Annotated in this window: 1 protein-coding gene and 1 pseudogene; both read left to right on the top strand. The window is 63.3% G+C overall.

What is annotated here, in order from left to right; genetic code table 11:
- Positions 1-231, top strand: a pseudogene (locus EOA29_RS36820) (carbon monoxide dehydrogenase); the annotation flags it as partial.
- Positions 232-436: 205 nt separating this feature from the next.
- The coding region (locus EOA29_RS36815; protein ID WP_145970064.1) for an acyltransferase at positions 437-1,291 on the top strand (855 nt) is incomplete at its 3' end.

The following is a 1,291-nucleotide window of genomic DNA, read 5'->3' as shown; positions in this document are numbered from 1 at the left end:
ACCAAGGGCAAGGATGGGGTCAGGGCCGCGGTGACCGGCGCCGGCGACGACGGCGTCTTCCGCTCCAAGGAAATCGAGGCGGCGCTGGCGAAGAAATTCGACGCCTCGGCGCTCGACGGCCTGAAAGTGCCGGCAAAGGGGCTGATGAGCGATATCCATGCCTCTGCCGACTACCGCGCCAATCTGATCGCGGTGATGGCGAAGCGCGCGGTGGCCGCTGCCAACGCTTGAACGCTGCTGCCTGGATGAAAAGGAGAGGGGCCGTCGCGGCCCTTTTTCTTTTGTATTTGCAGCTACTTGGCAGGAGCTACCTGAGAATTCATGCCTTCGCACTTGCACAAGATTATCCCGCATTGCAAAATAAGCGCGGCGGGAAACGAAGCGGTTCCCGGGCGCGGCTATCCGTGCCGGGGCCTCCGAGTTGCGAAGGGACGGCATGACCGACATCTCCGCGACGGCCGGCGCCCTGCCACGGGCCGCAGCCGACAAAGCGGCACGAACCAGGCTGGCCTATCTCGACGGCTGGCGCGGCCTGTCGATTGCGCTGGTGCTGATCGGCCACTTCTTCCCGGTTCCGGGAATCAATCTCGGGGTCCTCGGCGTCGAGTTCTTCTTCGTGCTCAGCGGTCGGCTGATGGGCGAGATACTGTTCATCGAACGCTTTCCGCTGAAGAAATTCTTCAAGCGCCGCTTCTCGCGCATCTATCCGGCGCTGCTGGTATTCGTGGCCACCGCAATGATCGGGCTCGCCGGCACGTTCATTGCCTTCAAGTGGAAGGCGGCGCTGACGGCGCTGACCTTCACCTATAACTATGCCGGCATTCTCGTTAACCGCGCCGGTGCGCTCGACCATATCTGGTCGCTCGCCATCGAGGAGCATTCTTATGTCATCCTGGCGCTGATCAGCGTGGTGGTGTCAGGGCGCGCCAATGTCGTGCGGCTGCTTGTGGCATTGTCATTGCTGGCAATGGCCAACGGCGCCATCTCATACTGGGTTCTCGGCATGGACTACGAGACCAGCTACTGGCGCACCGACGTGCACATCGCTTCGATCCTGCTGTCGGCCGCGATCTGCCTGCTCAAGGCCGACGGACGGTTGCCGGCCTTCGTGAGGAACCAGCATGTGGCGCTGGCGGCGGCCGCGGGCGCGGTGCTGCTGTTCCTCGATCCGGTGCCGACGCCTGTGCATTACATTCTCGGCGTGCCGCTGCTGGCGCTTGCGGTCAACGCGCTCGACTTCGCCGGCGGTTACCTGACCGGATTGCTGTCGTCGCGGCCGATGGTGATGCTC

The organism is Mesorhizobium sp. M1E.F.Ca.ET.063.01.1.1 (assembly GCF_003998155.1).
Lineage (GTDB): Bacteria > Pseudomonadota > Alphaproteobacteria > Rhizobiales > Rhizobiaceae > Mesorhizobium.
The sequence above is the reverse complement of the archived record's forward strand: the minus strand, read 5'-3'. Positions and strand labels throughout refer to the sequence as shown.